This window comes from Actibacterium sp. 188UL27-1, assembly GCF_016901225.1.
Taxonomy (GTDB): Bacteria; Pseudomonadota; Alphaproteobacteria; order Rhodobacterales; family Rhodobacteraceae; genus 188UL27-1.
Map to the genome: position 1 here is coordinate 415,338 of NZ_JAFEUL010000002.1, position 24,096 is coordinate 439,433.

Genomic DNA, 24,096 nt, shown 5'->3' on the forward strand with positions numbered 1-24,096 from the left:
CTTAGCGTCAGGTTGTTGGGTTGCGGTAGGTCATCCGGCGGACAGATCCGGTTTTGGACCGCATGAGGATCGTCTCGATCGTCAGATAGCCGACCTCGCGTTTGACCCCGGCCAGGATCGAGCCGTCCGTAACACCGCTTGCGGCAAAGATCACGTCACCTGTCACCATGTCGTCACGGGTATAAACGCGGTTCAGGTTGGTGATCCCGGCCTTTTCGGCGCGGCCCCGCTCGTCATCGTTGCGGAAGGTGAGCTTGCCAAACATCTGCCCGCCCATGCATTTCAGGGCAGCCGCGGCCAACACGCCTTCGGGTGCGCCGCCGGAACCCATATACATGTCGATGCCGGTCTTCTCTGCTTCGGCGCAGTGAATGACCCCGGCGACGTCACCATCCGTGATCAGCCGAATGGCGGCCCCGGTTGTGCGCAACTCTGCAATCATCCCTTCATGGCGGGGGCGTTCGAGGACACAGACGGTGATATCTCCGGTCGAACATCCCTTTGCCGCCGCAAGGGCCGAAACCCGCTCAGCAGGGCTCATATCCATGGTGACGACACCGTCGCGGAAGCCAGGGCCGATGGCGAGTTTATCCATATAGACGTCGGGCGCATGTAGCATCGTGCCGCGTGGCCCCATGGCGATGACGGCCAGGGCATTGGGCATGTCCTTGGCGGTCAGCGTGGTGCCTTCCAGCGGGTCGAGGGCAATGTCGACGGCTGGACCCTCTCCAGAGCCCACTTCTTCACCGATGTAAAGCATGGGCGCCTCGTCGCGCTCACCTTCACCAATGACCACAACGCCCGCAATGTCGAGCTTGTTGAGTTGCGTGCGCATGGCATCAACCGCGGCTTGGTCTGCGGCCTTTTCATCGCCGCGCCCGATCAGTTTGGCGGAGGCGATGGCGGCCGCTTCTGACACGCGGGACAGACCCAGTGAAAGCATGCGGTCGTGGAATTCGGCGGTCTCGGTCATGGCAATCTGTCCCTTGAATGATTTATGCAGCCTCTAACGCGCCCTGGGGGCAGGCGGCAAGCGGATAGGTAAGACGCCAGCCCTGATGCCTCATTCTTGGTCATCATGTGCCGAGGATACGGCTGACCATCTCGGTGACGTCGCGGCTGAGGTCTGATTTGGCAGCGAGGCGTTCGAGGTTTTCGCGGATCAGCCCTTGTCTGTCGGCATCGTAGCGGCGCCATGTTTCAAACGCTGTCGTCATGCGCGCGGTGGTTTGGTGGTTGAGCGCGTCGAGCGTTATCAACCAGTCGATGATCAGACTGTAGGAGGCGCCGCTGGGATCGTGAAAACCGGCAGCGTTGGTCGTGAGCGCGCCGATGACGGAGCGGAACCGATTGGGGTTTTTCCAGTCGAAATCGGGGTGTTCGGTCAGGCTTTTGGCTATGGTGGCGGCATCAGCGGGCGTGGCGCCAGCGACCTGTAAGGCGAACCATTTGTCCATGACCAGCCGGTCGCTGCTCCATTGCCGGGCGAAAGCGGCCAAAGCCTCGTCCGCTGTGCCGATATCGATGAGGCAGGCCAATGCGCTCAACTGTTCGGTCATGTTATCGGCGGTATCGAACTGCTTTTGCGCGCGCTTGCCCCCATCGAGCAGAGACAGGTAACCCAGCGCCTTAAGCCGCAAAGCGCGGCACCCGGCAGCCTTGGCATCGGGTGTGTAAGGGCCGGGGCGGTCCATCGCCGTGTAAAGTTCTGCCAGGGCCGGTTCCAGATGCTCCGCCACCTTTTTGCGCAGGCTCAGGCGTGCTGTATAGATGCGGGTCGGGTCCGGGGTGATGCCGCTATCGGCCAGGGTCTGGGCCATGTCGTCATCGCTGGGCAGCCCCAAAGCCAGGGCGCGGAAGCTGGGGTCAAGCCGGTCGTCCCGGGCCATCTGATCAAGCGCATTCAGGTAGGCAGGGCCGGGTTGGTCGCCATCGGTCACCATGCGGGTAAGTACATCCTTGGCCAGCGCCCGCCCGGCCTCCCACCGGTTGAACGGATCGGTGTCATGGGCCAGCAGGAAGGCGCGTTCCTCGGTCGAGCTGTCGCGCTCGATGATCACGGGGGCGGAGAAGCCACGATTGATCGACACAATGGGGCGTTCGGTCAGCATCGGGAAGCGAACCGTGTGTTCGGCTTCGGTCAGCTTGACGACCACCTGCTCCATCGCCTCTGACCCGTCTGGTGCGATCAGGGCGGTGACCAGGGGTATGATGCGGGGGTTATAATCGTCGCGACCCGCGGCTTGTGTCGACTGCTTGAGGTGGAGCGACAAGGTGCCGTCGGCCCATGCCTCGGTTACTGTGACACGCGGGGTGCCGGGATCATGCCACCACAGGGCAAACTGGGTCAGATCGATATCGCAGGCATCCTCGAAACATTTCCGAAAATCCTCGATTGTGGCGGCATCGCCATCGTGACGTTCAAAATAAAGATCCAGCGCCGTCTTGTATCCCTCTGCACCGACGAGAGTGCGCAGCATCCCGATCACCTCAGCGCCTTTTTCGTAGACCGTTGCGGTGTAGAAGTTATTGATTTCGATATAAGAACTGGGGCGGACGGGATGGGCCAGAGGCCCCGCATCCTCCCGGAACTGTCGGGCGCGCAGCATCACAACATCGTCGATCCGCTTGACCGCATGGCTGCGCATGTCGCCCGAGAATTGCTGGTCGCGGTAGACGGTCAGTCCTTCCTTGAGGCACAGCTGGAACCAGTCGCGGCAGGTGATCCTGTTGCCTGTCCAGTTATGGAAGTATTCGTGGGCGATGATCGCCTCTATGAATTCATAGTCGCGGTCCGTCGCTGTCTTGGGGGAGGCGAGGACGTATTTGGAGTTGAAGATATTCAGCCCCTTATTTTCCATCGCGCCCATGTTGAAATCATCGACGGCCACGATGTTGAAGACGTCCAGGTCATATTCGCGGCCATAGACCTTTTCATCCCAGCGCATCGACCGTTTGAGGGCATCCATGGCGTAATCGCATTTGCCCTGATCGCCGTGCCGGACCCAGATGTTGAGCGTGACCGACATGCCGGAGGCGGTGGTGAAGCTGTCGGTCACGGCCGTCAGATCACCGGCGACAAGGGCGAAGAGATATGCTGGCTTTGGCCAGGGATCGTGCCATTCGGCCCAGCCATCGCCTTGACCGGTTGGATTACCGTTGGACAGCAGGACCGGAGCATTGCCTTCAATCCGAACGGTAAACGGCGCCATCACATCGGGGCGGTCAGGGTAATAGGTGATCTTGCGAAAACCCTCCGCCTCGCACTGGGTGCAATACATGCCATTCGACATGTACAGCCCTTCGAGGGCGGTGTTTTTCTCGGGCGCAATCTCAACCTCGGCGGTCCAGGTGAAGGCACCATCCGGCACGTCGCAAGTCAGCCCTTCATCCGTCAGGGTCGGAGATACGGCAATGCCATCAATGGTTGAAGATGTCAGCGCAAGCTGTTCGCCATGAAGGAAAAACTCACCACCATCTGCGTCGGGGTTGGGTGCGAACCGGATTTCTGATAGAACGCGGGTTCCGGTTGGGGCCAGTTTGAAGGTCAGCTTGACCCATTCGATCTGCCACGGGAAGGGCGTGTAATCTTTCAGGTATATCGTCTGGGGGGCGGCGTCGCGCATGGGCTGGCTCTCCAATCAATCACGGGGAGCCTAGCCCTCTCAGCGCTGCCTGCAAGGCGTCAGTTGGCCCGCCCTAGCCCCGGCTGGCGCATTTCCCGCCGGCGCCGGTGATTTGCTGATAGCGGGCACCGGAGGCCATTTTGGCTGTGTACCGACCGGTCTTTGGGAAATAGGTGACTTTCATGGTAAGGCCGCGCCCTTTCTGGGTCTTCACCGGGAACTCCATCAGCAGCCGGTTGCCGGATTTCCTGACCGATCCACGGCCGAATTTATCGGACTGGGCAATGCCCCCCTTGATTTCGTACGTATTACTGGCGGGGAACCAGCTTTCGGCGACCTTGATATTGTTGAAACCGCCCTGGCTTATGTTGGTGCGTTTGCAGGTCAGCGTTTGGGCCTGGCCCGCGGTGGCAGCGGCGAGCAAAACGGCGATGGAGAGTGCAATGACTTTCATGAGGTCCTCTGGATTGGGTAATGACAGGGCTCGCGATATGCGCGATTTATGATCAAATAATCGATGACGATCATGTAATGCTCGGCGAAGAAAAGGGCAAACACAACGCCGCCGCCATACGTGTTACTGACAGGATGCTGTCAGCAGGGCTGTGTCAGAAGTGTGTCAGGGATCATACTGACGAAGGAGACATTATTATGACCTATCGCCCGAAAAACTTTACCGTCTGGGCCGAGATCCCGGTGACAGACATGGATCGCAGCATGGCATTCTACAACGCGGTGACCCATGCCGATTTGCAGATTGATGGGACCGAGCCCAACCCAATGGCCATGTTCAAGACGGGCGAAAAAGGCGGCATCGCAGGTCACCTTTACCCGGGTATCCCCGCCAAGCAGGGGGAGGGGCCGACCATCCACCTGACAGCCCCCGGCACGCTGGAAGAGATCATCGCCCGGATCTGGGATGCTGGCGGCAAGGTCGTGTCGCCACCCATCGAAATCCCTGCGGGCAGATTTGCCTATGCCATTGACCCTGACGGAAATTCCATCGGCTTTTTCGAAGGAAAAGACTGATGCGTCGGGCCGACCGCCTGTTTCAGATCGTGCAATATCTGCGCGGCGGTCGGCTTGTGCGGGCCCAGGATCTGGCGGAGCGGCTGGAAGTGTCGCAGCGCACGATTTATCGCGACATCGCCGATCTGCAGGCCAGCGGCGTTCCGGTCGATGGGGAGGCGGGCGTGGGATATATTATGCAAGGGGGCTTTGACCTGCCGCCTTTAATGTTCAACCGCGACGAGATCGTGGCCCTGGTCGCCGGTGCGCGGCTTTTGCGCGCTTGGGGTGGGGAGGCGATGGCTGCCGCCGCGATGGAGGCCTTGGTCAAGATCGATGCCGTCTTGCCCGAAGCCGAACGCGACCGTGCTGCTGCCGTTCAGGTCCATGCCTTTGCGCCCGAGATGACAGATCCCTTGCGCCGCCAGCTTGACCGGATCGAAATCGCAGTCGACAAACGCCGATGCCTGACATTCGTCTATGCCGACAAGGCGGCCCAGCACACCCAGCGTACCGTCCGCCCCCTGGGCCTGTGGTTCTGGGGCAAGGTCTGGACCCTCGTCGCCTGGTGTGAGTTGCGTGAGGATTTCCGCATGTTTCGCGTCGACCGGATGACCGATACCTGCGCTGGGGCGGGTTACAAGGCAGAACCCGGCCGCGACCTGCGCACCTTTTACGCATTGATGCGGCAACGGAGCCTCGAGGCCGGATGCACCGCGCCGGGGCAGATGCGGGCCCAGGCGCGGGAACATGCGGACCTTTAACCGCTGCCGGTCGCGCGTCGCGGTTTTGGCGTGAGGTTAGTGGACAGGTAGGTATTCAACAGGTTCAGCGTGCTCACAAAGGCCTCAATCGAATAGCCAAAGATAAACGATAGTAGGTAAATCAGCGGCCTGTTCAGATCGACCCCGATGGTCAGCACATTCGACGGCACCAGCAACATCGACAGCGTCAACGCCGCCAATCCGGCAAAGGCCGTTCGCATCAGGCAATACAAAAACCCATAGGCGGCGACATTCGGGTTTAGCACCCGCCACATGCAATAGACGATGGACCCTAACGCGCCATAGATGATCGGCAGCGCCCAAAGGTGGACCACATTGAGAAGCTCTTTCAGCGTCTGCATCATCGACCCCACGAAGTATTGCGATCTGACGTAATCGCCATTGGGGATCCGTTTGGCATTGACCATTGTGGCCTGCTGCAATTGCGCGATCTCTGCGATCTTTTCCTGAAACAGGCTGACCCCACTGTCGGAAGGGGTGAGCGCGGCAATCTTTGTGTCGGCCGAAAGATATGCGACCCCCGATGCCTGCTGCGTGCCTTGCCGGGGCTTTGCGCAATGGGCGATCCAGCTTAACCACCCTTGCGACGCCGATAACCGATCAGGGCCTAAACCTGCGCAATAGCTGCGCCACATGGCAGTCCATTGCTGCCCGACCGGATTGATATTCCCGTTCAGTTCCAGCATTTTGCCCGGCAGCGTTGCTTCCTCGTGATAATGATATTTCAATGCGGAGATCCCCTCCAGATAGACCAGTTGCGGCTCAAGATCGGGACTGGCGGGGCTTTGTTCGGTCTTGTCAAAATAGTTTTCCAACTCGATCAATTTCATCACGCTCTGGAAATGGTCGAACTGAACGAATTTTTCCGCCTCGCTCAGCACAAACGTTGTCCGATTCGACCAGTAGGAAAAGTGGAACGCAGTGATCACCAGACAGATACCGATCGCGGTCAAAACCACACTTCCTGCAAGGGAGGGGCGGCGGATATGGGGGGATCGGCCTTTCAGCACCTCGTTCAGTGTGTAGCCATCGACACTGCCCAGGGCGCTGTCATAGGCGGCCTGGAACGTCGCATTCAGGCTGCGCACCTCTTCGGCGCTGGCCTGGGCGGCCATCTCTGTGGTGTCAAAGGGTTGCAGTGCTTCGACCAGTTTGGCGCTGTCTTGTCCCTCGACATGCAACAGATGATCGCGCAGGTGGCGGGCTTCGGCCACCAATTTGGTCAGGCTTTTCGCATGTGACATCGGATAGTCCCCCGGAAGTTACTGGATTTGGCCTTCGATCAACCCGTCGGGCGTGGGACACTGACAGGGCGCACCGGTCTCGGCGGGGCCCAGCGGCCAACACCATCCGCCCGAAGGAAGGATACATGCTCCGCTCGGCGCGCTCTGATGGGGAGGAGGGGTGATCTGGGATATCCAGGACAACGACAACAGGGCCGACAAAAATACCATCTGCATGGCAATAACCTTTCTGAAAACGTGCTTAAAATATGGGGTATTCTAGCCATTTCGGCCGGTTCGGTCAAATGATGGATCGGTTGCGTGATGCTGTCTTGATCACGCGGCGGCGTGACTTACCCTTGGCTTATGAGTGTTCTACTTTGGTTCAAACGGGATTTGCGGGTGTCCGATCACCCCGCACTAGGCCATGCCGCGTCGCTGGGTGCGCCGGTCCTTCCCCTTTATGTGGTGGAGCCGGAATATTGGAGCTTGCCTGATACGTCTGCGCGCCAATGGCTGTTCACGGCGGAGTGCCTTGAGACCCTGCGCCGGTATCTTGCTGTGCTCGGCGCGCCCCTTGTCGTCCGGTTGGGCGATGCCGTGTCAATTCTGGAGCACCTGGTGACATCCCACCGGATCACCCGCATGGTCAGTCATGAAGAGACGGGTAACGCCTGGACTTTTGCCCGCGACCGGCGGGTTGGGGCCTGGGCGCGGTCGCGGGGTGTGGATTGGGTGGAATTGCCCCAATCCGGGATCGTGCGTCGCCTGAAAACCCGGGATGGCTGGGCCAGACAACGCGAAGGTTTCGTGCGCGAACCGCAGTTGGAGGTGCCTGCCGGGCTGACGCCGGTGGCTGATGTTGATGGCCAAGCCATTCCCTCTGCCCGCGACCTGGGTCTGGCCGCCGATGGCTGTACAGACCGTCAGCCCGGGGGGCGCGACCATGCGCTGTCGCTGTTGGGCGGCTTTCTGACGACCCGCGGCCAGACTTACCGCAAGGCGATGTCCAGCCCGGTGGAGGGGGAATGGGCCTGCTCCCGGCTCAGCCCGCATCTGGCGCTTGGCACCCTGTCGGGACGGGAGGCGGCCCAGGCCGCAGCCGCCCGCAAGGTCGAAGTCAAGGGCACCAAGACCGGCTGGTCAGGGTCGCTCAGTAGCTTTACCAGCCGCCTCGCCTGGCGCGATCATTTCATGCAAAAGCTGGAAGACGCGCCCAGCATCGAAACGCACTGCCTTCACACCGCCTATGAGAGCTTGCGCCCGCGGGAACCGGATGCGGCCCGCCTGCATGCCTGGGAAGTGGGGGAGACTGGGCTGCCTTTCACCGATGCCTGCATGCGGTATCTGCGGGCGACGGGTTGGTTGAACTTTCGCATGCGGTCGATGCTCACGGCCGTGGCCAGCTATCACCTGTGGCTCGACTGGCGCGCGACTGGCCCGCACTTGGCGCGGATGTTCACCGATTACGAACCGGGCATCCACTGGTCTCAGCTTCAGATGCAATCGGGCACCACGGGTATGAACACAGTGCGCATCTACAACCCCGTCAAGCAGGGCAACGACCAGGATCCGACCGGCATTTTCACCCGCCGTTGGGTCCCTGAACTGGCTGACGTTCCGGATGAGCATCTGCAAGAGCCGTGGCTCTGGGACGGGGCAGGGCGTCTGTTGGGAAAAGCCTATCCTGAACCGCTGGTCGATGTGAAAGCCGCTGCCAAAACCGCTAGCACCGCTGTCTGGGGCGTCCGCCGCGGCCCCGAATTTCGGGCCGAGGCCAACCGCATCGTCGCCAAACATGCCAGCCGTAAGGAGCCTGGCACCACAGCCCGCTTCCAGCGCGACAAAAACATCGGCGGCGACGGAAAAAGCCCGCGTCCTAAGTCCGACCAGTTGAGCCTAGACCTTTAACCTTGTGTGGTGGGCAACCATAAAGGTGATGGTTGTCCAGACATCTTTAACGATCTCCGCCCAAACCGGATCTATGCTACCCTCATTGTATCAAGCACGCGGGGATTTACGATGGGACGGCTCATCTTCAGTTTCGCGCTCGTTATGGTATGGGCAGAGGCTGTTCTTGCGGAGACATTCCAGTTTCGGTTCACGACCGAAGAAAACCAGGTGCTCAGCGCGACGCTCTATGGTTTTCCGGGTCCATTACCGCCAGACATCCCGAATTTGGTTGATGTCAAATCGATATCGAATGTTCGGGTCAACGGCCTGGATGCGCCAGAGATCAAGGCCGTTGCCAATCGCACTCTCTGGGTCCGCGAAAAACAGGTTTTTTGGGGTTTGTTGCCCTATAGCTTTGACCCTGAAGCCTACGAAGACGGATGGCCCTACATCAATCTTCTGGCCTGCACCGACAGTCTTGAAACCTGCGAGGATGGGTTCGCGCTTTACGTGCTTGATGACGATCCGCAGGAATTTTTCTATTGGGGCGGCCCGTCATTTGACCTTGGCCTTGATCCGGATCAACCGATCAGCTTGACCCTTGATCCAGAGGACAATGCCGCAAGCATTGTGGTCTATACACCTATACCGGCGAGCGGACTGTTTGTTCTGACAGCGTTGGGGTTGTTGGCTTTACATGGGCGCAGGCGCCGGGCGGGGTAACGCTTATTCCGTAGGCAGCCCACACAGTCAGATGATATCTGATCGGGATCGGTTTAGTGGGGATATCGAAGAAAGGCCCCACGCCATGCTCAAGATCCTTCGCCGCCTCTTGCCGGATTTCGGCACCACTTACGGACCTGTCGGGGATGGCCCGTTTCCGGGTGTGATGACCCTGCACGGCTCCGAAGGGGGCTGGTCGGGATGGTCCCACCGCAATGCCGTGATGCTCGCCGCACATGGGTTTGTGGCGTATCCCCACATCTATTCAAAAGGGGGCAATGCCTGGAATGCCGGTCATATCCGGGAGGCGCCCTTGGACCGCACAGTGGCGGCACTGGCGGCGTTGCGGGGCGCACCTTGGTGCAACGGATCGGTCGGGATCTACGGTGCCTCCCGTGGCGGGGAACATGCGCTCCTTGTTACTTCGCTGATGGCGCGCGATGGTGTTACCCCGCTCCCCGATGCCGTTGCTGCCCATAGCCCGGCTGATGTCATCTGCGGCGCGTTTGACAGCAGCAGTTGGCGCGACAAGGGCGATCCAGGCTGGCAGGCCTGGGATCCGGGCAACCGCGCCTGGACCTGGCAGGGCAATACCGAGGGCCTGACCCCCACCACCCCGATCGAGATCGAGCGCTATGATGGTCCCGTCTTTCTGTCCCACGGGACCGAAGACAGCGTTTGGTCGGTTGAGATGACCCGCCGCCTGGAACGACGCCTGACCCAACATGGCCGCACCCCCGAGGTGCACTATTATGAGGGTCAAGATCACATCGGCAGCAGCGACGGAGAGAATATCCATTTTGACCAAGTCCTCACCTTCTTCACCCGGCACCTGAATGCCCCGTGACGTCAAGAAATCTGACCTGCCGCAAAAGACCTGCGCCACGTGCGGGCGTCCTTTCACATGGCGCAAAAAATGGGCAAAAGTCTGGGATGAGGTGCGCTATTGTTCAGACCGGTGCCGCCGGGAGCGGTCGTCGCCTGGGTGAGCGCGGTTGCCGCGTTGCAGCGCTCCTAGTCTTGCCCTAAACCCTGCGCGACTTTGCTGCATGCCACCGTATGCCCGACTAGGGCCGGGGTTTGTTGCGACCGGGACAAAGGGTATGATAATGACAGATCGTGTCGAGAAAGCGGGCCTTCACTGGGACGCTCAACTGGCGGCTTTTGTGGAACAGGACGTGCTGCCGGGCAGTGGCATTTCCGATGAGGCATTCTGGGGCGGCATGTCGGCGCTGGTCCAGGCCTATGGACCCAAAACGGCTGAATTGCTGGCCAAACGGCAAGATCTGCAGGAAAAGATCGACGCCTGGCATGTGGAACGGCGCGGCCAGCCCCATGACGCCGCCGCTTATGAGGCATTCCTGACCGAAATTGGCTATCTGGAAGCCGAACCAGAAGATGTCCAGATCGACCCGCAAAACATCGACCCTGAAATTGCCGCGGTCTGCGCGCCCCAACTCGTCGTGCCGTCAACCAATGCGCGCTTTGTGCTGAACGCCGCGAATGCGCGCTGGGGCTCGCTTTATGATGCGCTTTACGGCACTGATGCCTTGGGCAGTCCGGCGCCCGAAGGCGATTACGATCTGCAGCGCGGTGCAGAGGTCGTGGCCTGGGCCAAGGCCCATCTCGATGCCGTTGTGCCCTTGACCAAAGGCAGCTGGTCCGATGTCGTGACCATGGCGCCGTCCGGTGGCAAGCTGATGATGATCGCAGGCAAAGGCACGACCGAACTGGCCGATCCCAGCCAGTTCGCAGGCTACAATCGCGATGACAAAGGCAACCTGACGGATGTGTTTTTCCGCGCCAACAACCTGCATATCGCCGTCTTCATCGACCGCGATCATCCGGTGGGCAAGACCGACACGGCGGGCATTGCCGATGTGATGCTCGAAGCCGCGGCCTCCACCATCGTCGATTTCGAAGACAGCGTGGCTTGCGTCGATGCAGAGGACAAGATCCTGGCCTACCGCAACTGGTTGGGCTTGATGAAAGGCGACTTGACCGAAGAGGTGACCAAAGGTGGGGAGACCTTCACCCGCGACCTGAACCCAGATGTGGGGTTTGAGGGGGCGAATGGTCAGCCTGTTTTGCTAAAGGGCCGTTCTCTGCTGTTGGTGCGCAACGTGGGCCTGTTGATGACCACCCCTGCCGTGTTGGATGCCGACGGCAATGAGGTACCCGAACATCTGCTGGATGCGCTGGTCAGCATCGCTATCGGCAAACATGATCTGCTCAAGACGGAGGGGCCCAAGAACTCCCCCGCGGGCTCCATCTATGTGGTCAAACCCAAGCTCCACGGGGCCGACGAGGTCCACCTGACCAACCAAGTTTTCACGGCCGTCGAAAAGGTCACAGGACTGCCCGCGGGCACGGTCAAGATCGGCATCATGGACGAAGAACGCCGCACCTCTGCCAACCTCGGCGCGTGTATCACCGCTGCAGGTGATCGCGTTGCCTTTATTAATACCGGTTTCCTGGACCGGACGGGAGACGAGATCCACACGTCGATGGAAGCCGGGCCCATGCGCCCCAAGGGCGACATGAAGTCCTCCACCTGGCTGTTGGCCTATGAGGATCGCAATGTCGATATCGGCATGAAATGTGGCCTGAAGGGCCGCGCGCAGATCGGCAAGGGCATGTGGGCCATGCCCGACCGGATGGGCGACATGCTGGAGCAGAAACAAGGCCACCCCAAGGCCGGGGCGACCTGCGCCTGGGTACCCAGCCCCACCGCCGCTGTGCTGCACGCCACGCATTACCATAAGGTCGATGTGTTCCAGCGCCTCTACGATATCTCGCAAGAGGCAAAGGGCGCCGTCCGCCAATCTCGCGCCGCCCTGCTGGAGATCCCGCTCCTTGAACAGCCGTTGCCACCGGAGCAGGTCCAGGCCGAGGTCGAGAATAACTGCCAGGGCATCCTCGGTTACGTCGTGCGTTGGATCGACCAGGGCGTCGGCTGTTCCAAAGTGCCCGACATCCATGATGTGGGTCTGATGGAGGACCGCGCGACGCTGCGGATCAGTGCCCAGGGGCTGGCCAACTGGCTGCACCATGAAGTCGTGACTGAGGATCAGGTGATGGCCGCGCTCAAAAAGATGGCCGAGGTCGTGGACCGCCAGAATGCTGCCGATCCGGCCTACACGCCAATGGCGCCGGGCTTTGACGGGGTGGCGTTTCAGGCCGCCTGTGATCTGGTGTTCAAGGGCCGAGTTCAGCCATCGGGCTACACCGAACCGGTCCTTCATGCGCGTCGTGCCCAGGCGAAGGCGGTGGTCTAACTCCGAAAGCTGGTACCGCCCCGGTGGCCCCGGGGCGGTGTTGCTTTTGGCACAAAGGGCGTGGGCGTGGGGAGGCGGATCAGGCCACTGCCTCCATCTCCACGTTCTTTCCAAACACCTCTTCGACGCGATGCTTGGGCAGCATGTCAAAGATCATATGGATGCGGTCCTGATCGCCATCATTGTTGGCTTCGTGCATCTGGTCATTGTCAAACCACCAGAGTTCTCCTTCCTGCATCCGCACCTCTTCATCGCCCGCCTTCATCCACGACCCGAGAGAGGATTTGAGCACGAAATGGTACCGGTTGCGGACCCGGTAATATTGCCCGCGGTCGATATGGGGATAGACACGTTTGCCCGCGGGCAGGCACACGATCTTGGCCCGGCCCAGGATGCTGTCTTGCTCCTCGGCAAAGGTGTTAAGGAATGCGCGCGCGCGGTCGTATTGCTGCGATCCTGTCGTCCACCGGCTTTCATGCACGTCGCGCCGCTCGCGCCCGTTGATGGCCGATTTGCGGAGACCCCGCAGCGGGATCGCCTTTGCCTCGCGCTGGACCTTGACCTTGTCCTGACGGCCCGTGGCGACATCCCAGGCCCCATCGATGCCGTTGATCTCATCCAGGAACGGTTGCGGGTCGAGGTTCGCTTTCAGACGTTTGAAATAGTTCATGCGGGATCTCCTTCCGGGTGGGCCAGCCGTGGCTGACCATGGTGACGGTGGACTGTTCAGCACTCGGCACTGGGACATCAATGGCAGCAAAGATGGAGATCCTGGGCCCAAATGCCATATAGATCATTGTTTTTAATAGGTAACTTATCGGGCCGTCATTGCCCTGTCATCGGACGTTCATCGCTTTGCGGGTTGACGCTTCTTAGGATTGCGACGCGGCGAACAGTCCAAGGCCAATGGTCACGACCACGGCCAGAACCATGGCCGTTTTCAGGGAAACACCCAGTGCCGCCGAAATGCCCGCAACGATCACCACACCCATTAACATAAAAGGAAGCAGCCCGCCCAATGCAGCGCCCAAGCCCATGACCATGGCCAGCAGGAAAGACCACCAAAGGCCGTCCCGTTCGGTCTGTCGGTCGTGATCCGATGGCTGCGTTGTCATGTCGATCCTCGGGTGCTTCATCAGCCTTGGACTAGCCAACCTTTATGTCGCCAGTTTGGCGCCCATGCGTCAACCTGTGCAGACACGATCGGTTGGGGTGGGCCGATGCGTCGCCAATCTATGCGCAATCTGACACAAATCTGCGCTGCTCTGCGCTTGGATCGTAGCGCGCTGTTTACCCGTTTCATGCAATCTAACGTCAACTGTGCTGACTTAATGTGGTAAATCCAGATGTACGCCTTGGTCTCTGACCTGACCCATGATCACGATCCCGGCCTCGTTGTCGTTGCGGCTCTGGTCTGCGTCGTGGGCTCTTGCCTGACCGTGCTGTTGACCCGGCGGATGATCGCGGTATCTGGCAAGCGGCGCCGGATCCAGATCGCCCTGACCAGTCTGATCGGCGGTGCGACGATCTGGTCCACCCATTTCATCGCCATGCTGTCCTACGATCCGAGGGAGGAGCATGGATATGATCCCGTCCTCACGGCTTTGTCCCTGGGTATCGCGGTCCTTGGCATGCTGGCGGTCAAGGCCACGCTGGCCAGCCGCTGGGGCGCGCAAACGCCGTTGCTCAGCGGTGCTTTGTTTGGTGGGGCCGTGTCACTGATGCATTATGTGGGCATGTCGGCGTATCAGCTTGCGGGGCATCTGGTCTGGAACGCGACTGCGGTGGCGATTTCTATCCTGGCGGGGATGATCGTCGGCGCGGCGGCCTATCACCGCATTGTTTATCCGGTGACACGCTATTGCTGGATGGGGGGCGCGGTGCTGATGGTGATCGCGATCTGCACCATGCATTTCACGGGCATGGGGGCATTCCGGATACAGCTGGACGATCAGATCGCAGTGCCGCAATCGTTGATCTCCGACACGGTGATGAGCCTGCTGATCCTGGCTGTCATGGCAGTGATCCTGTTTGTCGGTTTCGCGTCGTTCAGCATCGAGACCAATCTTGAGATTGAAACCCGCGGGCGGCTTGAACATGCGGCACTCCATGACCCGCTGACAGATCTATGGAATCGGATGGGATTGGATCGGCGGATGGCCGATCTCACAGCCGATCTTGAACAGGATGCGGCGGAACATGTCGCCGTTCTGACAATCGATCTGAACCGCTTTAAGGAGATCAACGACCTTTATGGTCATGCCGCAGGTGATGTGGTCCTCAGGACGGTCGCGGCCCGTCTGTCTGGCGCGATCACCCGCCAGCAGTTCATCGCGCGCGCAGGCGGGGATGAATTTATCGCCCTGATGTGGGGCATCGATCAAAAGGAAGCGGTGCTGGCCTTTGCCGAACATCTGCATTCCTTGATCGTCGCGCCCATCGATATCGCACAGGTCTCATCCATGGTCGGAGCGTCGATTGGTATTGCGACCAGCCTTGATGATGGGCGCGTACTCCGCGACCTGCTCTGTAAATCTGACCTTGCCATGTACCGCGCGAAGACCGAGCAGACCGGTGATATCTGCTTTTACGACGCCCAGATGGACGAACAAAGCCGCGATACCCTGCTTTTGATCCAGGATCTGCGCCATGCCTGTGCCAGGGATGAGTTTGAATTGGTCTATCAGCTTCAAAATGATATCCGCACCCGCGCCCCGATCGGATTTGAGGCTTTGTTGCGCTGGAATCATCCCACGCGGGGGCGTGTCTCCCCTGCAGATTTCATTCCGATTGCAGAGAAAAGCGGCCTCATCCGGGAGATCGGGCTCTGGGTTCTGCGCACCGCCTGCGCGGAAGCCGCCTCCTGGCCAGAGCCGTTCAGTATCGCAGTGAACGTGGCGCCCCAGCAATTGGTGCAGCCCTCCTTTGTCGAGCAGGTCTCGGACATCTTGATGGAAACCCGGTTGGCCCCCGAACGGCTGGAGCTTGAAGTGACGGAGGCCAGCATCATCGATGACATGGCCCATACCTCGAAAATTATGTTTGAACTCAAGGCAATGGGGATCCGGATCGCGATGGATGACTTCGGCACGGGCTATTCGTCGCTCGCCACTCTGCAGGCCTTTCCCTTTGACAAGATTAAGATCGATCGCAGTTTCATCCAGGACATACACAAGGATGAACAGCGCGCGGCCATTGTCCGCTCCACAGTGCTTCTGGGCACGGCGCTCGATATTCCTGTCTTGGCCGAAGGGGTGGAGGTGGAGGCGGAACTGGACTTCCTCAGGGCTGAAAGCTGCACTTCGGCCCAGGGGTATTATTTCGGCAAGCCTCTCAGTCTGGAAGATATGCGCGCCATGGTCCACGATCAGGCGCGCAAAAGGGCGTCGTGAAACGCCCGCCATCAGAAGGGGCAGCATGGCCCAGGCCATTCGCACCGCTGATCGTCGCGCCGTACTGTCGGCAGGACCTGTCACTGCCCCCTAGGCATCAGTCGGGCGGCGGTGATATCCGATACCGGGCAGCAAAATCGGCCTCGTGAACGTGGGTCGCGAGGGTCCATCCTGCGCTGTCCAAACGCCCAAAACAGTGGGGTGACCCGTCGGTGAACGGTGACTGGACACATCGCCTCACCTCCCCAAAGTGAAATGACCGCGGGCGGGGCATGTGGTTGACGGGCGCGGCGGCTCTGCTACACCCGCAACCCTGTTTTCCGGAGCCCGCCATGCACATCTTCGCCGATATCCACGCCCTGGTTCTGCAGACTTTGCACCGCTTGCAATCTGACGGGGTCTTGCCCGACGGCCTGGATCTGCGAAACGTCTCGGTCGAGCCACCGCGGGATGCGGCCCATGGCGACATGGCGACCAATGCCGCGATGGTCCTGGCCAAGCCCGCCAAGATGAAACCGCGCGACATCGCCGACATCCTTGCCGCCGGGCTGCGCGACGATCCCCGGATCGAGACGGCCGACATTGCAGGACCCGGCTTTCTGAACCTGCGCCTTTCTGACACCGTCTGGGCCGACATCGTGCGCGCCGCGCTCACCGCGCCAGACACGTTCGGCCGCTCCCAGATGGGGCAGGGCAAGCGGGTTAACGTCGAATATGTGTCCGCCAATCCCACCGGTCCGTTGCATGTAGGCCACACACGCGGTGCCGTTTTTGGTGATGCTTTGGCCAGTCTGCTGGCCTATGTGGGGCATGAAGTCACCCGCGAATACTATATCAATGATGGTGGCGCACAGGTCGACGTGCTGGCCCGGTCGGTTTATCTGAGATATCTCGAAGCCCATGGCAGGGACGTCGAATTCCCTGACGGGACCTATCCCGGCGACTATCTGGTGGCTGTCGGTCAAGCGCTCAAGGATAAGGTCGATGATCAATTCCTCGACAAAGGGGAACAGTTCTGGCTCACCGAAATCCGCGAATTCGCGACCGAGGCGATGTTGGATCTGATCCGGGCCGACCTTGCCGCGCTCGGGGTCGAGATGGATGTGTTCTACTCTGAAAAATCGCTGTACGGCACCGGCAAGATCGAACAGGCGCTGGCCGATCTCGAAGGCAAGGGCCTGCTCTACCGCGGCACGCTTGACCCACCCAAGGGCAAGACGCCCGAGGATTGGGAACCGCGCGAACAACTGCTGTTCCGCTCCACGGCCCATGGCGATGATGTCGACCGGCCCGTGCAAAAATCCGATGGGACCTGGACCTATTTCGCCCCTGACATTGCCTATCATTTTGACAAGGTTTCCAGGGGGTTCGACGCCCTTATTGATGTGTTTGGTGCCGATCATGGGGGCTATGTCAAGCGGATGAAGGCCGCCGTCGCCGCCGTGTCTGACGATAAAACCCCCATCGATATCAAGCTCACACAGCTGGTGCGCCTGTTCCAAAACGGCGAACCGGTAAAGATGTCCAAGCGGGCAGGCACGTTCGTCACCCTGCGCGATGTGGTTGATCAGGTCGGCGCCGATGTGACCCGTTTCGTGATGCTGACGCGCCGCAATGACGCGCCGCTGGATTTCGATTTCGCCCATGTGCTTGAGCAGTCAAAAGACAACCCGGTCTTTTATGTTCAATATGCCCATGCCCGCGTGCAGTCGGTTTTGCGCAAGGCGCGCGAGGCCGGGATTGCCTGCGACAATGCCGATCTGGCCGCCGCCGATCTGTCGGGTCTGACCCATGACGCGGAACTGGCGGTCGCCAAAAAGCTAGCGGAATGGCCGCGCCTTGTGGAAATTGCCGCCCGCACGAATGAGCCTCACCGGATCGCCTTTTACCTGTATGATCTGGCGGGCGTGTTCCACGCGTTGTGGAACCGGGGCAATGACGTGCCTGCCTTGCGTTTTCTGCAAGAGGATGGCGCTGCCGCCAGTCAGGCGAAAATCGCGCTGCCGCGGGCCGTCGGCGTTGTTATTTCCGCCGGTCTTGGTATTCTGGGTGTAACTCCGGCACAGGAAATGCGGTAACAGCCGCGCCAGACCGGGGACACCCGGTCCACAACCGGGTCGAGATGAGGCAGACCCGGTAAAGGCGCACCAAAGCTCCGCCCGGGCCACAGGTATACGAGGCGGAGTATGGTTCAATCCACGATGGATCCCCGAAACGGTGACAGCCAGTACCGGGCCGGGTCGAATGACGGTCTGGTCGAAGGTGCAAGCCTGCTGAATTGGGTTGGCGCAATCGTGTCGCTGGCTTTGGTTGCGGCGCTGATCACCTGGGGCTATCAGCTGGCCGTGCGCGATGTTTCGGGCGTGCCCGTGATCCGCGCGCTGGATGGCCCGATGCGGGTGCAGCCTGAAAATCCAGGCGGGCGCGTGGCCGAACACCAGGGGCTTGCCGTCAACTCGGTCCAGTCTGCTGGTGTCGCGGAGGCCCCGGCGGATCGGCTTGTTCTCGCGCCCGAAGCTGCTGACCTGGCGGACGAAGATCAACCGCGCACGCGGCTGGTTACCCCGCAGGATACGCCCTCGGCTGAGGCTGAGGCTGGGGCGGAAACCGCCACCACCGCCTCTGACACAACGCCCGAGATCACGCAGGCCCCGCCCGTCGATCCGATCGAAGCCGCCGTGCGCCTGGCCAACGGCCCGGGGGCCGCGAATGCCACTGCACAAGAGGGTGCGGCAGACGATCTGGGGCCAGGTCTGAAACGCTCGATCATTCCGCAACGCCGCCCCGCCTCCCGGCCGGCAGCACCTACCGCGAGCGTCGAAGAAGCGACCCGCGCGGCCGCTGCCCCCACCGCCATTGCCGCTTCCACCGTGCCCAGCGGCACGCGGTTGGTCCAGCTGGGCGCGCCGGACACGGCCGCAGCGGCCCGCCAGCTGTGGGCGGATCTGTCCCAAGGCAGCTTCCGACCGCTGATGGAAGACAAGCAGATGCTGATCCAGGAGGCTGTTTCCGGCGGAAAAACCTTCTACCGCCTGCGCGCCATGGGGTTCACCGATCTGTCCGATGCGCGCCGGTTCTGTGCGGCCCTGGTCGCCGAACGGGCCGAATGCATTCCGGTCGTCGCCCGGTGAGTGCGCAAGGGGCCTACATCCTGGGATGCCGCGGCACCTGGCTGCGCGACCGGGAAAAGGCCTTTTTTGCAGATGCCAATCCCTGGGGCTTCATTCTGTTTGCCCGCAACATGGAAACCCCGGCGCAAGTGCGGGCGCTTTGTACGGATCTGCGCCAGACCGTGGGCCGCAATGCGCCCATCCTGATCGATCAGGAAGGCGGGCGGGTCCAGCGGATGGAGCGGCCCTATTGGCGCAAATACCTGCCTCCGCTGGATCAAATCACCCGCTCGGCACCCGAGGATATGGTACGCGGGATGTATTTGCGCGCCCGCCTGATCGCGGCGGAGCTTCACAGCGTGGGCATCGATGTCAATTGCGCACCGGTGGCCGATATCATCACTGACCGCACCCACCGCTTTTTGCGCAACCGCTGTTATGGCGCGGATGCCCAGACGGTGCTGGATGCCGCGCGGGCCGTGGCCCAGGGCTCCCTGGATGGCGGCGTGCTGCCGGTGATGAAACATGTGCCGGGCCATGGACGGGCCTTTGTCGACAGCCATCACGAGCCGCCCCATGTGAATATCGATCTCAACACCCTGGCGGCAACCGATTTCGTGCCCTTTGCCGGGTTATCCGATCTGCCACTGGCCATGACCGGTCACATGATCTTTGACCAGATCGATCCGGGCGTGCCGACGACGGCCTCGGCCAAGATGGTCAGGATCATACGGGACATGATCCGCTTTGACGGGCTTCTGATGACCGACGATATCTCGATGGAGGCATTGTCCGGCACCGTGGCCGACCGCAGCTTGGCCGCCATTCGTGCCGGGGTGGATATCAGCCTGCATTGCAACGGCAACCTTGATCAGATGGAATCCGTGGCAGAGACTGTGGGCTTGATGACACCCGCCGCGCAGGCGCGTGCCGACGGCGCCTTGGCGCAGCGCCGTGCGCCCGACGCCATCGATGTGCCGGCCCTGGAGGAAGAGTTGAATTCGTTGGTGGAAGGGGCGTTCAGTGGCTGAAGACGGAACCCGCATTCTGGAAGATACCGTCGCCTCCCGCCTCGCGGCAGAGGCGCTGATCGTCGATGTGGACGGGTTCGAGGGCCCGCTGGACCTGCTGCTGACCCTCAGCCGCACGCAAAAAGTGGACCTGCGCAAGATCTCGATCCTGCAATTGGCCGAGCAATATCTGGTCTTTGTCGAAAAGGCCAAGGAACTGCGGATCGAACTGGCGGCCGATTACCTGGTGATGGCGGCCTGGCTTGCCTTCCTCAAATCCCGCCTGCTCCTGCCGCCCGATCCCAAGGATGAGGGCCCATCGGGCGAAGAACTTGCCGCTCACCTCGCCTTTCAGCTCGAACGACTGGCTGCCATGCGGGAGGCCGCAGCGAAACTGATGGCGCGCGATCAAAAAGGGCGCGATTTCTTTGCCCGTGGCATACCCGAAGATGTCACCCGCATCCGCCGGATCACCTGGTCGGCCAACCTGATGGACCTGATGCAGGCCTATGCGCGTATCCGGACCAAGGATGAATTTCGTCCCTATGTCATGGATCGCGACAGCGTTTACACCATGGAACAGGCGCTGGAGCGGCTGCGCGGGCTGATCGGCTATGCGGGTGAATGGACCAGCCTGATGTCGTATCTGCCCGAAGGCTGGACGGATGATCCGGTCAAGCGTCGCTCGGCCACGGCCGCCACCTTTGCCGCCTCGCTGGAACTGGCCAAGGCGGGCAAGATCACCCTGCGCCAGTCCGACACGTTCGCGCCGATCCAGATCCGGACAGCGGATGGCTGACGATCCCCAAACCGAAAGCCTGTTCGAGGCGCCGCCTTTGGGCGAGCAGGAACGCATGGTCGAGGCAATCCTCTTTGCCTCTGCCGAACCGGTCTCTGTCGCGGAACTGAACGCCCGGATGCCCCACGGGGCCGACGCCAACCAGGCCCTGTCGCTATTGACCAAACGCTATGACGGGCGCGGTGTGCATGTGGTACGCGTGGGCGAGGGCTGGGCGTTGCGCACGGCCCCCGACCTTGGGTTTCTGATGCAAAAGGAAACCCGGGAAACCCGCAAGCTCAGCCGCGCCGCCATCGAAACGCTGGCCATCATCGCCTATCACCAACCCGTCACCCGGGCCGAGATCGAAGAGATTCGCGGTGTCAGCGTCAGTCGCGGCACGGTGGATCAGCTGCTGGAGATGGAGTGGATCAAGTTTGGCCGTCGTCGCATGACCCCGGGCCGCCCGGTCACCTATGTCGTGACACCGGGTTTTCTGGATCATTTCGGCCTGGAAAGCGCCCGCGATCTGCCGGGCCTGAAAGAGCTGCGTGCCGCTGGCCTGCTTGACAACCGGCCTCCGCCGGGCACTGGTGAGGACGAAGACAGTGACAATGACGGCCAAGATGACATGTTCTCGGAAGGGGAGCCGCAATGAACCAGCTGATCAACCGCATCATGCATATGTTCGTGTCCAAAGGGTCCAGCTACGGGATGAGCCGCGACAACCAGACCGATGCGCAAAAGGAAAATGCCCGGCGCATCCGCAAGGGATTTAACCTGTTTCGCAGGTTCACCCGGTTCTAGAGCGTCTGACGAAATGCCTGAAACATGGCGTATCACGTAACGCGGTGAAATCTAAAATTTCAGGCAGTGTTACGTGTTTCAGGTTTTTTGCATGACGTTCTAACCGGCCACACCGCGCAACAGGCGCGCGCGGGCAGGGGGGATCGCCCCGATTTCCAACCCGGTAAAGACGTGCAGCGTGTTCAGGTCACGGTCCACCACGGCGTGGTCGCTGACCCACCCGCCCATCAACAGATAGGTCCGCAGCAATGGCGGCATGGCCAATGTCGCCTGCTTCAGATCGGGTTTGCGCAGCCGCAACGCCCGGGCAAAGCGAAAGACATTGGGCGCCTTGACCCGCGGCAACCAGCGTTTGGGGGCCAGGTGCCGCTCTTTCAGCAGGGCAAAGGCATCCATATACATCTCCGCTTCGGTACCGTGGAAGGACGAACAGCCAAACAGCATCTGCGCTCCGGTCTCGTCCACGAACCGGGCCATGGCGCCCCAGGCCACGCGCAGAATGTCGGGGTCGCGCGTCTCGGGATGGATGCAAAAGCGCCCCATCTCGACCATGGGACCATCGAAATCGCGCAAGGCTGACAGCTCATAGAATTGGGCGGAATAGCTGTTGCCGATCTCTGCCCCGCAGCGCAAGGGCAACAGGCGAAAGCAGCAGACCAACCGCTTGCCGCGTACCTCTTCCACCAACAGATGCTGGCAAAGCGGGTCGAACTGATCACCGTCGAGGGTCGCATGCGCTCCCCGAAAGGCCAGACTGCGCAAACCCTGCGCTGCCTCCAGATCTGCCGGAGTTTCGGCCAAGCGGGCCACGTACCGGCCCTTGCGCAAAGCTTTCATCGACCTCTCCATGCCTTGGCGGCATCCGCGTTGTGCCTACATAAGAGCGGGACAGTCCTGCACACAAGATGTGTCAACCAATTGACAAGGAGCCACCGGAATGACGGACACCGCCCTGGATAAAGTCGTGAAAACAGATGCCGAATGGCGCGCTCAACTGGGCGACCTTGCCTACAAGGTCACGCGGAAACACGGGACCGAGCGTGCGTTTACCCATGAAAACTTTCCCAAGGATCCGGGGACCTATCGCTGCCTGTGCTGCGACGCGCCCTTGTTCGATCAGGCGCACAAGTTCAACAGCGGCACGGGTTGGCCCAGCTTTTACCAACCCGTCGATAGTGAGATGGTGGGCGAAAGCGTTGACAATAGCTGGCTGATGCGCCGGACAGAGGTGCATTGCAACCGCTGCGATGCGCATCTGGGCCACGTTTTCCCCGACGGCCCGCACCCCACCGGCCTGCGCTACTGCATCAACGGCGTCGCGCTTACCTTCGAGCCCGAGGACTAGCGGAACACTGCACGCCCCTGGGTGTAATCGCCCATGTCTCAGGCCGGACCTTCCAGTCCGGCCGAGCAACGTCCCCAATGGCATTGCCCAACATAGATCGTCTGTCATGGAGTCGCGGCTGCACGGACAAGCGGCCATCCGATGTCATGAATGCGATGGCGCCTTTGGTAAGTGATCGACAAAGCCTGCCGCGACCAATGCGTCAAACGCCGACCGAACATCGGTTGATACACTGACGCCAGTTTGAAATCCGCTGCGTGCATAGGCGTCCATACGTGCTAAATCACCCACCATTTCGCACACCAATGCGCGGTAGCCATGGTGGGCGAGTGGTTGGTCGTCAAAGCTGTGCTTCGGTGCCGTCACCAAGCAATTGGCATCCGGCCACTGTTTGTCGGCCGTCGCTCGTGCCCGCAACTGCGTTTGCGGCTTTGTCACGATGATGACTTGTTGGGCAGCCGGTAAGATTTCGGCGCAAAACCTTATGTTTTCCCCGATATTGGTTGCGCGTTTTTCCAAATGGATCGCATCTTCTGGTATGCCCTCAGATATCGCTTGGTCTCTGAATGCCTCAGCTTCGGTTGCCGGAAACAGGTCCTCGGTCCAATTGCCGGATCCGCCGCTAAAGACGATGTGATCGGCAAAACCCTTTCGAAATAGCTCTGCGCATCTCGACGCCACCCTCAAATCATACGACCCGAGACCCACAATCGCGTCAGATGCGATCGGCGTGTCATACACACTGTGGAATCGCCAAAGAAGCTCTGCGTGTGACCGAAACTCGGTGATGTTTAAATTCTCCAACTTTTCCAGCAGATCTTCACCGATGTGCAAAAACAATACCGATTGGCTTTATTTGGTGCTTTTTACGGCAGTCGGATGGATTGCAGGATAACGAGACATCATGTAGTGGTGTTATAATACCTTTTTATTGGCGGTAAATGAGTGAGATCCGAAATTGTCGTTCAAAATCAACCGTCCCCGCGGGGGCAGTGTAGGGTCAGGACTGATAACCAATAGATGACGGTTGCGGCAAGAGCGATTGCGGACAGGAAGACCTTGGGACAGCGGTCATAGCGTGTTGCGACTCGCCTCCAGTCTTTCAGCCTGCCGAACAT

General features: G+C 60.5%; 23 protein-coding genes. 15 read left to right on the forward strand and 8 right to left on the reverse strand.

What is annotated here, in order from left to right; all coding sequences use genetic code 11:
• Window positions 1-7: 7 nt before the first annotated feature.
• From glpX to IU397_RS05130, 3 genes are all read right to left on the reverse strand, one after another.
• Entirely contained in the window at window positions 8-973 is a 966-nt protein-coding gene (glpX, locus tag IU397_RS05120) for a class II fructose-bisphosphatase (protein ID WP_204411393.1), read from the reverse strand.
• A gap of 103 nt (window positions 974-1,076) precedes the next feature.
• Complete coding sequence (pepN, locus tag IU397_RS05125; protein WP_204411394.1) at window positions 1,077-3,626, reverse strand: aminopeptidase N; 2,550 nt, start codon at window positions 3,624-3,626, stop codon at window positions 1,077-1,079.
• A 73-nt stretch (window positions 3,627-3,699) separates the two neighbouring features.
• Window positions 3,700-4,080 (reverse strand): hypothetical protein, encoded by a 381-nt coding sequence (locus IU397_RS05130; RefSeq protein ID WP_204411396.1) that lies wholly within the window; start codon window positions 4,078-4,080, stop codon window positions 3,700-3,702.
• Window positions 4,081-4,277: 197 nt separating this feature from the next.
• On the opposite strand from IU397_RS05130, the gene IU397_RS05135 reads away from it, so the two are divergent.
• Both IU397_RS05135 and IU397_RS05140 read left to right on the forward strand, forming a co-directional pair.
• On the forward strand, window positions 4,278-4,655 hold the full coding sequence (locus tag IU397_RS05135; protein ID WP_204411399.1) for a VOC family protein: 378 nt from the start codon (window positions 4,278-4,280) through the stop codon (window positions 4,653-4,655).
• Window positions 4,655-5,398, forward strand: a complete 744-nt coding sequence (locus IU397_RS05140; RefSeq protein ID WP_204411400.1) for a YafY family protein — start codon at window positions 4,655-4,657, stop codon at window positions 5,396-5,398. The genes IU397_RS05135 and IU397_RS05140 overlap by 1 nt, the downstream gene beginning before the upstream one ends.
• Here IU397_RS05140 and IU397_RS05145 read toward each other — a convergent pair.
• Window positions 5,395-6,663 carry a hypothetical protein gene (locus tag IU397_RS05145; RefSeq protein ID WP_204411402.1) on the reverse strand — a complete coding sequence of 423 codons (1,269 nt, stop codon included), beginning with the start codon at window positions 6,661-6,663 and terminating at the stop codon, window positions 5,395-5,397. The two genes, IU397_RS05140 and IU397_RS05145, sit on opposite strands and share 4 nt — an antisense overlap.
• 345 nt (window positions 6,664-7,008) lie before the next feature.
• Between IU397_RS05145 and IU397_RS05150 the strand changes: the two genes are divergently transcribed.
• The 5 genes from IU397_RS05150 to IU397_RS05170 all read left to right on the forward strand — a co-directional run bounded on the left by IU397_RS05150 (window position 7,009) and on the right by IU397_RS05170 (window position 12,536).
• Complete coding sequence (locus tag IU397_RS05150; RefSeq protein ID WP_204411404.1) at window positions 7,009-8,553, forward strand: FAD-binding domain-containing protein; 1,545 nt, start codon at window positions 7,009-7,011, stop codon at window positions 8,551-8,553.
• A gap of 111 nt (window positions 8,554-8,664) precedes the next feature.
• Window positions 8,665-9,258, forward strand: a complete 594-nt coding sequence (locus IU397_RS05155) for a VPLPA-CTERM sorting domain-containing protein (protein ID WP_204411405.1) — start codon at window positions 8,665-8,667, stop codon at window positions 9,256-9,258.
• A gap of 85 nt (window positions 9,259-9,343) precedes the next feature.
• Window positions 9,344-10,105, forward strand: a complete 762-nt coding sequence (locus IU397_RS05160; protein ID WP_204411407.1) for a S9 family peptidase — start codon at window positions 9,344-9,346, stop codon at window positions 10,103-10,105.
• Complete coding sequence (locus tag IU397_RS05165) at window positions 10,095-10,247, forward strand: DUF2256 domain-containing protein (RefSeq protein WP_204411409.1); 153 nt, start codon at window positions 10,095-10,097, stop codon at window positions 10,245-10,247. Before IU397_RS05160 ends, IU397_RS05165 begins: the two co-directional genes overlap by 11 nt.
• Window positions 10,248-10,367: 120 nt before the next feature.
• Window positions 10,368-12,536, forward strand: coding sequence for a malate synthase G (locus IU397_RS05170; protein ID WP_204411411.1), 2,169 nt, complete (start codon window positions 10,368-10,370; stop codon window positions 12,534-12,536).
• A gap of 79 nt (window positions 12,537-12,615) precedes the next feature.
• Here the strand turns inward: IU397_RS05170 and IU397_RS05175 are convergent, their stop codons facing one another.
• Both IU397_RS05175 and IU397_RS05180 read right to left on the reverse strand, forming a co-directional pair.
• Window positions 12,616-13,206, reverse strand: a complete 591-nt coding sequence (locus tag IU397_RS05175; RefSeq protein WP_204411413.1) for an aspartyl/asparaginyl beta-hydroxylase domain-containing protein — start codon at window positions 13,204-13,206, stop codon at window positions 12,616-12,618.
• Window positions 13,207-13,408: 202 nt separating this feature from the next.
• Entirely contained in the window at window positions 13,409-13,651 is a 243-nt protein-coding gene (locus IU397_RS05180; protein WP_204411415.1) for a hypothetical protein, read from the reverse strand.
• A gap of 231 nt (window positions 13,652-13,882) precedes the next feature.
• On the opposite strand from IU397_RS05180, the gene IU397_RS05185 reads away from it, so the two are divergent.
• From IU397_RS05185 to IU397_RS05215, 7 genes are all read left to right on the forward strand, one after another.
• On the forward strand, window positions 13,883-15,928 hold the full coding sequence (locus IU397_RS05185) for a bifunctional diguanylate cyclase/phosphodiesterase (protein ID WP_204411417.1): 2,046 nt from the start codon (window positions 13,883-13,885) through the stop codon (window positions 15,926-15,928).
• Window positions 15,929-16,260: 332 nt separating this feature from the next.
• Window positions 16,261-18,006 carry an arginine--tRNA ligase gene (argS, locus tag IU397_RS05190; RefSeq protein WP_204411419.1) on the forward strand — a complete coding sequence of 582 codons (1,746 nt, stop codon included), beginning with the start codon at window positions 16,261-16,263 and terminating at the stop codon, window positions 18,004-18,006.
• 108 nt (window positions 18,007-18,114) lie between these two features.
• The gene (locus IU397_RS05195) at window positions 18,115-19,059 is read left to right on the forward strand and encodes an SPOR domain-containing protein (protein ID WP_239479598.1); all 945 of its coding nucleotides are present in this window, start codon (window positions 18,115-18,117) and stop codon (window positions 19,057-19,059) included.
• Entirely contained in the window at window positions 19,056-20,069 is a 1,014-nt protein-coding gene (locus IU397_RS05200; protein WP_370541611.1) for a glycoside hydrolase family 3 N-terminal domain-containing protein, read from the forward strand. The genes IU397_RS05195 and IU397_RS05200 overlap by 4 nt, the downstream gene beginning before the upstream one ends.
• Window positions 20,062-20,847, forward strand: coding sequence for a ScpA family protein (locus IU397_RS05205; protein WP_204411422.1), 786 nt, complete (start codon window positions 20,062-20,064; stop codon window positions 20,845-20,847). The genes IU397_RS05200 and IU397_RS05205 overlap by 8 nt, the downstream gene beginning before the upstream one ends.
• Window positions 20,840-21,484, forward strand: coding sequence for an SMC-Scp complex subunit ScpB (gene scpB / locus IU397_RS05210; protein WP_204411424.1), 645 nt, complete (start codon window positions 20,840-20,842; stop codon window positions 21,482-21,484). Before IU397_RS05205 ends, scpB begins: the two co-directional genes overlap by 8 nt.
• Entirely contained in the window at window positions 21,481-21,633 is a 153-nt protein-coding gene (locus IU397_RS05215; protein ID WP_204411426.1) for a hypothetical protein, read from the forward strand. The genes scpB and IU397_RS05215 overlap by 4 nt, the downstream gene beginning before the upstream one ends.
• Window positions 21,634-21,732: 99 nt before the next feature.
• On the opposite strand, the gene IU397_RS05220 is transcribed toward IU397_RS05215, so the two are convergent.
• On the reverse strand, window positions 21,733-22,470 hold the full coding sequence (locus IU397_RS05220; protein ID WP_204411428.1) for a GNAT family N-acetyltransferase: 738 nt from the start codon (window positions 22,468-22,470) through the stop codon (window positions 21,733-21,735).
• 100 nt (window positions 22,471-22,570) lie between these two features.
• On the opposite strand from IU397_RS05220, the gene msrB reads away from it, so the two are divergent.
• Window positions 22,571-22,978: a peptide-methionine (R)-S-oxide reductase MsrB gene (msrB, locus tag IU397_RS05225; protein WP_204411429.1), complete on the forward strand. Its 408-nt coding sequence runs from the start codon at window positions 22,571-22,573 to the stop codon at window positions 22,976-22,978.
• A 144-nt stretch (window positions 22,979-23,122) separates the two neighbouring features.
• On the opposite strand, the gene IU397_RS05230 is transcribed toward msrB, so the two are convergent.
• A complete protein-coding gene (locus IU397_RS05230) occupies window positions 23,123-23,818 on the reverse strand; it encodes a YdcF family protein (protein WP_204411431.1) in 696 nt (231 codons plus the stop codon).
• Window positions 23,819-24,096: the final 278 nt, after the last annotated feature.